An 8257-nucleotide genomic window follows, 5' to 3' on the forward strand; every position below is an offset into this window, starting at 1 on the left:
CGCCCCAGACGGCCCTACTTCCGCAGCACGGCCACGCCCTCGGCCTTCCGGGCCCGCGCCTTGCGCCCGGCCGGCACGACCAGCGGCGTACCGGTCTCCGGGTCCTCGATGACCTGGCAGGGCAGTCCGAAGACCCGCTCGACGAGCTCGGCCGTGACGACCTCGGACGGCGGGCCCTCGGCGACGACCTCGCCGCCTCGGACGGCGATGAGGTGGGTCGCGTACCGGGCGGCGTGGTTGAGGTCGTGCAGCACGGCGACGAGCGTCCGGCCCTGCGTCTCGTGCAGCTCGGCGCAGAGGTCGAGGACGTCGATCTGGTGCTGGATGTCGAGGAACGTCGTCGGCTCGTCCAGGAGCAGCAGCGGTGTCTGCTGGGCGAGCGCCATGGCGATCCAGACGCGCTGGCGCTGCCCGCCGGAGAGCTCGTCGACGTACCGCTCGGCCAGTTCGGCGACGCCGGTCGAGGCCATCGACTCCTGGACGATCCGCTCGTCCTCCGGCGACCACTGGCGCAGCAGTCCCTGGTGCGGGTAGCGGCCGCGGGCGACGAGGTCGGCGACGGTGATGCCGTCGGGGGCGATCGAGGACTGGGGCAGCAGGCCGAGGGTCTTGGCGACCTTCTTGGCGGGCAGGGAGTGGATCGACGCCCCGTCGAGCAGGACCCGTCCCTCGGTGGGCTTCAGCATCCGGGAGAGGGCGCGCAGCAGGGTCGACTTGCCGCAGGCGTTGGGCCCGACGATGACGGTGAAGGAGTTGTCGGGGATCTCGACGGACAGGTCGCGGGCGATGACCCGCTGCTCGTACGCGAGGGTGACCGATTCCGCGCTCAGACGCTGCTTCTGCCGACCGGCCATACCCGTACTCCTGTTGTCCTTGTTCGTGGTCATATCCGGCCCGCCTTGCGTTCGGTGACGAGCAGCCAGAGCAGATAGCAGCCGCCGAGGATGCCGGTGACGACGCCGACCGGGAGCTGGCGCTCGCCGAAGGCGTTCGTGGCGAGCCAGTCGGCGCTGAGCAGCAGCGCCGAGCCCATGAGGGCGGAGGCGGCGAGGTTGGGGCCGGGTGCCCGGGTCAGGCGGCGGGCCAGCTGGGGCGCGCTCAGCGACACGAAGACGATCGGCCCTGCGGCGGAGGTGGCGACGGCGACGAGCAGGACGGCCGAGGCCATGAGAATGATCCGGGTCCGCTCCACCTTCACCCCGAGGGCGTACGCGGCGTCGTCGCCCATCTCCAGCATGCGCAGGGCCCGGCCGTGGCCGAGGACGAGCGGCAGCAGGGCGCAGCAGACGGCGAACAGCGGCCAGAACTGGGACCAGTCGCGCCCGTCGAGGGAGCCGGTCATCCACACGGTGGCGCGGGTCGCGTCCACCAGATCGGCCTTGGTGATCAGGTAGTGGATGACGGAGGTGAGCATGGCGGCGGCGCCGATGCCGACGAGGACGAGCCGGTAGCCGTGCACGCCCTTCTTCCACGCCAGCAGGTAGATCGTCACACCGGTGACGAGCCCGCCGACGACCGCCCCGCCGGCCGCGGCGGCGGCGCTGCCCTGGAAGAGGACGATGACGGTGAGCGCGCCGACGGTGGCGCCCTGGCCGAAGCCGATGACGTCGGGACTGCCGAGCGGATTGCGGGCCACCGACTGGAAGACGGCCCCGCCGACGGCGAGCGCGGCGCCGACGAAGACGGCGACGAGGACCCGCGGCAGCCGCAGGTCCATGACGGCGAACTCCTGGACGACGGTGCCCTTGCCGAGGAGGGTGTCGACGACCTCGCCGGGCGACATGGGGAAGTCCCCGGTGCCGATGAGGACGACGGAGACGGCGACGGTGACCACGAGCAGGCCGAGGACGGAGAGCGCGGCCCGGGGCTCGTACCGTACGGAGAGTCCGCCGCCGGCCCGCAGGGTCTTGGTGGTCACAGCTGGGCCATCCTCTTGCGGCGGACGAGTCGGATGAAGACGGGCCCGCCGATGAGGGCGGTCACGATGCCGACCTGGAGCTCGGAGGGCCGGGCCACGAGCCGCCCGACGACGTCGGAGCCGAGCAGCAGGACAGGCGCGAGGACGGCCGCGTACGGCAGGATCCAGCGCATGTCGGGCCCGGTGACCGCCCGCACCATGTACGGGACCATCAGCCCGAGGAACACGATGGGCCCGCAGGCCGCGGTGGCGGCTCCGCACATCAGGGTGACGGACACCATGGCGATGACCCGCGTCCGGTTGATGTTCGCGCCGAGCGCCCGGGCGGTGTCGTCGCCCATCTCCATGGCGTTCAGCGGCCGCGCGATGAGGAGCGCGAGGACGGCGCCGCCCAGGATGAAGGGGGCGACCTGCCGGATGGTCGCCATGTCGGCGGAGGCGAGCGACCCGACGGTCCAGAACCGCAGCCGGTCGAGGGCGGCGGAGTTCAGCAACTGGACGGCGTTGACGTATCCGTAGAGCGCGGCGGTGGCGGCGGTACCGGCGAGCGCCAGACGCACGGGAGTGGCACTGCGGCTGCCCCCGAGCAGGTAGACGACCACGGCGACGACGGCGGCTCCGACGAAGGCGAACCAGACGTAGTCCTTGACGTCGGACACCCCGAGGAACGCGATCGCCGAGACGACGGCGGCGGCGGCCCCCGCGTTGACCCCGAGCAGTCCGGGCTCGGCCAGCGGATTACGGGTCAGCCCCTGCATCACGGCCCCGGACAGCCCGAGGGCGAGCCCGACGAGCAGCCCGAGGAGAGTACGGGGGACGCGTACGTCATGGATGACGACGTCGTTGCCGACACCGCTGTTCCGGAACAGCCCGTGCCACACATCCCCGAGCGGCACCGGCTTGGCACCGATCATGATGCTCAGGACACAGACCAGCAGCAGGACCGCGACGGCCACCGCCAACCCGACGGCACGCACGGAATTCCGGCGCTTCGGAGACTGGGCGGCGGGCGTCGGCTCCGCGCTCGCTCGGGAGGGACTCTCAACCAACACGGAGTTAGGTTAGCCTACCCAATTATTTCGCCTCCGCGGGGAGCCTCACCACCCCAACGACGCCAGCGCCTTCCCCGCGTCCGCCCCGCACACCCCGTCCCCCGCGGCCGACCACGCAGCCCCGCACAACGCCCGCACCCCGTCCATCACATCAGCACCCGCCTCAAGCACCGACTCGAGCACCAGCTCACCCCCACGCACCGACGCCCGCCACCCCCCACACACCACGACTCCCCCGGCCCCCGCGACGACCTCCGGCTGCGGCACCAGCAGCCCCCGCAGATCCGCCGCCACATACGTCGGCCGGTGCTCCGGCGCCGCCGTCAGCAGCCGCGCCACATCCGTCACCCCGGTGAGGACGAGCAGCGAGTCCACCCCGCCGTTGAACGCGCCCTCGATGTCCGTGTCCAGCCGGTCCCCCACGACCAGCGGCCGCTCGGCCCCCGTCCTCAGCACCGTCTCCCGGTGCATCGGCGGCAGCGGCTTCCCCGCGACCTTCGGCTCCACGCCACCCCCGGCCGCGATCCGTACGACCTCCACCGCCGCCCCGTTCCCCGGTCCGATCCCCCGCGCGCCCGGAATCGTCAGGTCGGTGTTCGAGGCGTACCACGGCACCCCCCGCTGCACCGCGTAGGCCGCCTCCGCGAACCGCCCCCACGGCAGGTCCGGCCCTCCGTACCCCTGGACGACCGCCGCCGGCTCGAAGTCCGCCGACTCCACCGGCACGAGGCCCCGCTCGCGCAGCGCCACCCGCAGCCCTTCCCCTCCGATGACCAACACCCGCGACCCCGGAGGCACTTCGTCGGCGATCAGCCGCGCGACCGCCTGCGCCGAGGTGACCACGTCCCCGGCCACCGCCGGCACGCCCAGCTCGGTGAGGTGCGTCGCGACCTCCTGCGGCGTCCGCAGCGCGTTGTTGGTGACGTACGCCAGGTGCATTCCGCCGTTCCGTGCCACCCCGAGCGCCTCGACGGCGTACGGGATGGCCTCCCCGCCCGCGTACACGACACCGTCCAGGTCGAGGAGCGCCGTGTCGTACGCCGCGCTCAGCGCCACCGCGCTGCTCCCCGGAAGCGCCCTGCCTCCACCGTCCTGCTGCCCCTGCCCGATCCGCACCGTCACCGCGTACTCTCCTCGCCTCGCCGGGTGAAATTCGCCCGCTCCCCCGATCATCGCTCATGCCCGTGCACACATACGATGTCGAGATGAACACCTCAGGTCACGCGGCCGACGCTGTCCGCGACGACGCCGCAGGGCTGCGCCTGGCCCCGTTCCGTGGACTCCGTTACGTCCCCGAGCGGGTGGGCAGCCTCGCCGCCGTGACGTCCCCGCCCTACGACGTCGTCGTACGACCTGACGGACTTCTCCATCTGGAGTCGGCCGACCCCCACAACATCGTCCGGCTGATCCTCCCGCAGGCGATCACCGCCGGCACCCGCCACCGCAAGGCCGCGGTCACCCTCGACCGCTGGCTCGCGGACGGCGTCCTCGCCCCTGACCCGGAGCCCGCGCTCTACGTGTACGAGCAGAACGGCGACGGCATCCTCCAGCGGGGCATCATCGGCGCCCTGGAACTCTCGACCCCGGACGAGGGCGTGGTCCTCCCTCACGAGGACGTCATGCCGCACGTGGTCGAGGACCGCGCCGCCCTCATGCGGACCACTGCCGCCAATCTGGAACCCCTGCTCCTGACCTACGTCGGAGAGGACGACGGCGGCGCCGACGCCGTCATCGAGCGGACCGTACGCCGCGAGCCGCTGCTCTCCACCACCACGGAGGACGGCTTCCAGCACCGCCTCTGGGCGGTCACCGACCCGGCCGACCAGGCCACCGTCGCCCAGGAACTCCGCCGCCACCAGGCCCTCATCGCCGACGGCCACCACCGCTGGGCGACGTATCTGCGTCTGCGCGAGGAGCACACCGCTCCCGGCCCGTGGAACTACGGCCTGGTCCTCCTCATCGACACCGCCCGCTACCCCCTGCGGGTCCGCGCCATCCACCGTCTCCTCAACCGCCTGCCGGTCGCGGACGCCCTGGCGGCCCTCGGCGACTCCTTCCGCGTACGCCGGATCGAGTGCCCCCTGCCGGTGGCCCTGGACGCCCTGGCCACCGCGGCGGCCGAAGGCAACGCGTTCCTCCTCGCGGGTGACGGCGCCTTCCACCTCCTGGACCGCCCGGACCCCGCCCTCCTCGACCGCACGATCCGCACGGACCGCCCGGAGACCTGGCGCACCCTGGACGCGACGGTCCTGCACTCGACCCTCCTGGACCACGTCTGGCACATCCCGGACGCCCCCGAGGACATCGCCTACATCCACGACACGCAGGCCGCGGTCGCCCAGGCGGAACGCCGCGGCGGTACGGCGGTCCTCATGCATCCGGTACGGGAGGAGGTCGTACGGGACCTCGCGCGGCAGGGCGTGACGATGCCCCGCAAGTCGACCTCGTTCGGCCCGAAGCCCGCGACCGGCCTGGTCCTGAGAAGCCTCGCGCTGGACTGAAGCCCGGAAAACGAAGAAGGGCGGCACCCCGAGGGGTGCCGCCCTTCTCACCTGTTCACCGGATCAGCGGTCGTCGCCGTCGAGGTCGTCGGCGTCATCGATCTCGTCGTCGTCAACGTCGTCAACGTCGACAACAACGTCAACGTCAACGTCATCGACGTCGTCCTCGACACCATCGATCCCACCCTCGACGACCTCGTCCTCGGAGTCGTCGAAGGCGTCCACGAACTCGACACCGTCCAGCTCGGCGAGCCGGTCCGAGGCGTCCGTGACCCCGTCCTTGTCGGCCTCCAGGGCCTTGGCGAACCAGTCCCGCGCCTCGCTCTCACGACCGGCGGCGATCAGCGCGTCGGCGTAGGCGTACCGCAGGCGCGCGGTCCACGGGTGAACGGCGCCGGACGCGAGCTCGGGGCTCTGCAGCGTCACGATGGCGGCGTCCATCTGGCCCAGGTCACGACGGGCACCGGCGGCCACGAGCCGCATCTCGACCTGTCCGGCCTTGTCCAGCTTCTGCACCTCGGGCTCGCCGGCCATCGCCAGCGCGCGCTCGGGACGGTTCAGGCCACGCTCGCAGTCGGCCATGACGGGCCACAGCTCGACGCCACCGCTCATCCGCCGCGCCGCCCGGAACTCGGCCAGCGCCTCGGAGTACTTCTGCGTGGCGTACGCGGCGAAGCCGGCCGCCTCGCGCACGGCCGCGACACGCGACGCGAGCCGCAGGGCGATCCGGGAGTACTCGTACGCCCGGTCCGGCTCCTCGTCGATCAGCTGGGCGACCATGACCAGGTTGCGGGAGACCTCCTCGGCCAGCCCCTTGGGCAGGCTCATCAGCTCCTGGCGCACGTCCGGGTCGATCTCGTCACCGGTGACCTCCGGCGGGATCGGCAGACGCTTGATCGGCGCACGGTCGCCGCGGTCCCGGTCACGGTCGTCACGCGCCCCGTAACCACCCCGGTCGTCCCGCCCACGGAACCCACCACGGTCGCCGTCCCGCCGGTCGTCCCGCCCACGGAACCCACCGCCGGTGCCACCGCCACGGTTGTCGTCACGGCGGAAGGGGGGCCGCTCGTCGCGACGCTCGTCGCGGCGGAAGCCACCACCGGTACCGCCACCGCGGTTGTCATCACGGCGGTCGTCACGCTGGAAGGAGGAAGGCCGCTCATCACGACGGAACCCACCGCCGGAGCCACCGCCACGGTTGTCGTCCCGCCGGTCGTCCCGACGGAAGCCGCCACCGGTGCCACCGCCACGGTTGTCATCACGGCGGAAGCCACCACCGGAACCGCCACCGCGGTTGTCGTCACGGCGGTCGTCACGCTGGAAGGAGGAAGGCCGCTCATCACGACGGAACCCACCGCCGGAGCCACCGCCACGGTTGTCGTCACGGCGGAAGGGGGGCCGCTCGTCGCGACGCTCTTCACGGCGGAAGCCACCACCGGAACCGCCACCACGGTTGTCATCGCGACGGAAGCCACCACCGGAACCGCCACCACGGTTGTCATCACGGCGGTCGTCACGCTGGAAGGAGGAAGGCCGCTCATCACGACGGAACCCGCCACCGGAGCCACCGCCACGGTTGTCGTCCCGCCGGTCATCCCGACGGAAGGGAGGACGCTCGTCACGACGCTCTTCACGCCGGAACCCACCGCCGGAACCGCCACCACGGTTGTCATCACGGCGGAACCCACCACCGGAACCGCCACCACGGTTGTCATCACGGCGGAAGCCACCACCGGTGCCACCGCCACGGTTGTCATCGCGACGGAACCCACCGCCGGTGCCACCGCCACGGTTGTCATCGCGACGGAACCCACCGCCGGTGCCACCGCCACGGTTGTCATCACGGCGGAACCCACCGCCGGTGCCACCGCCACGGTTGTCATCACGGCGGAACCCACCGCCGGTGCCACCGCCACGGTTGTCATCACGACGGAACCCGCCACCGGAACCGCCACCACGGTTGTCATCACGACGGAAGCCACCGCCGGTGCCACCGCCACGGTTGTCATCACGACGGAACCCACCACCGGTGCCGCCACCACGGTTGTCATCACGACGGAACCCACCGCCGGAGCCAACACCACGGTTGTCATCACGACGGTCGTCACGGCGGAAGCCACCACCGGAACCGCCACCACGGTTGTCATCACGACGGAAGCCACCACCGGTGCCACCGCCACGGTTGTCATCACGGCGGAACCCGCCACCGGAACCGCCACCACGGTTGTCATCACGGCGGAACCCACCGCCGGTGCCACCGCCACGGCTGTCGTCACGGCGGAACCCACCGCCGGTGCCACCGCCACGGCTGTCGTCACGGCGGAACCCGCCACCGGAACCGCCACCACGGTTGTCGTCACGGCGGAAGCCACCGCCGGAACCGCCACCGCGGTTGTCATCGCGCTGGTGGGAAGGGCGGTCGTCGCGACGGAAGCCGCCACCGCCGCCGCCCCGGTTGTCGTCACGGCGCGGCCCGCGGAAGCCGCCCCGGTCGCCACCGCCACCGTCGTTGCGACGCGGCTCGCGCTCCGGACGGCCGTCGGGAGAGTTGGTGGACATGTGGGTGACTCCTGTCTTCGGGTACTGCAGTCATTCTCGCGCAGCCGGCACTCTGCCGCGCATCGGGAAAATCAAGCAAAAACAAAAGGACCCCTGGTCCAGCGTGAACGCTGGGACCAGGGGTCCTGAAATATTGTTCGGCGGCGTCCTACTCTCCCACAGGGTCCCCCCTGCAGTACCATCGGCGCTGAAAGGCTTAGCTTCCGGGTTCGGAATGTAACCGGGCG

At 71.7% G+C, this 8257-nt stretch carries 7 protein-coding genes and 1 rRNA gene; 1 reads left to right on the forward strand and 7 read right to left on the reverse strand.

Annotated features, from left to right (window positions below):
- Nucleotides 1-14: 14 nt before the first annotated feature.
- The 4 genes from ACFWWU_RS32620 to ACFWWU_RS32635 all read right to left on the reverse strand — a co-directional run bounded on the left by ACFWWU_RS32620 (nt 15) and on the right by ACFWWU_RS32635 (nt 4092).
- The gene (locus ACFWWU_RS32620) at nt 15-887 is read right to left on the reverse strand and encodes an ABC transporter ATP-binding protein (RefSeq protein WP_384151145.1); all 873 of its coding nucleotides are present in this window, start codon (nt 885-887) and stop codon (nt 15-17) included.
- Nucleotides 884-1918, reverse strand: a complete 1035-nt coding sequence (locus ACFWWU_RS32625) for a FecCD family ABC transporter permease (protein ID WP_384151148.1) — start codon at nt 1916-1918, stop codon at nt 884-886. Before ACFWWU_RS32625 ends, ACFWWU_RS32620 begins: the two co-directional genes overlap by 4 nt.
- Nucleotides 1915-2874 (reverse strand): iron chelate uptake ABC transporter family permease subunit, encoded by a 960-nt coding sequence (locus ACFWWU_RS32630; RefSeq protein WP_384151178.1) that lies wholly within the window; start codon nt 2872-2874, stop codon nt 1915-1917. Before ACFWWU_RS32630 ends, ACFWWU_RS32625 begins: the two co-directional genes overlap by 4 nt.
- Nucleotides 2875-3015: 141 nt before the next feature.
- Nucleotides 3016-4092, reverse strand: coding sequence for an HAD hydrolase-like protein (locus ACFWWU_RS32635; protein WP_384151151.1), 1077 nt, complete (start codon nt 4090-4092; stop codon nt 3016-3018).
- 83 nt (nt 4093-4175) lie between these two features.
- Between ACFWWU_RS32635 and ACFWWU_RS32640 the strand changes: the two genes are divergently transcribed.
- Nucleotides 4176-5471, forward strand: coding sequence for a DUF1015 domain-containing protein (locus tag ACFWWU_RS32640; protein ID WP_384151154.1), 1296 nt, complete (start codon nt 4176-4178; stop codon nt 5469-5471).
- Nucleotides 5472-5534: 63 nt separating this feature from the next.
- Here the strand turns inward: ACFWWU_RS32640 and ACFWWU_RS32645 are convergent, their stop codons facing one another.
- The 3 genes from ACFWWU_RS32645 to rrf form a co-directional block, all read right to left on the reverse strand.
- Entirely contained in the window at nt 5535-6314 is a 780-nt protein-coding gene (locus tag ACFWWU_RS32645; protein WP_384151156.1) for a hypothetical protein, read from the reverse strand.
- Nucleotides 6299-7936 (reverse strand): hypothetical protein, encoded by a 1638-nt coding sequence (locus ACFWWU_RS32650; protein WP_384151159.1) that lies wholly within the window; start codon nt 7934-7936, stop codon nt 6299-6301. The genes ACFWWU_RS32645 and ACFWWU_RS32650 overlap by 16 nt, the downstream gene beginning before the upstream one ends.
- A 229-nt stretch (nt 7937-8165) precedes the next feature.
- Nucleotides 8166-8257, reverse strand: a 5S ribosomal RNA gene (gene rrf / locus ACFWWU_RS32655); the annotation flags it as partial.

Source organism: Streptomyces sp. NPDC058650 (assembly GCF_042717315.1).
Classification (GTDB): domain Bacteria; phylum Actinomycetota; class Actinomycetes; order Streptomycetales; family Streptomycetaceae; genus Streptomyces.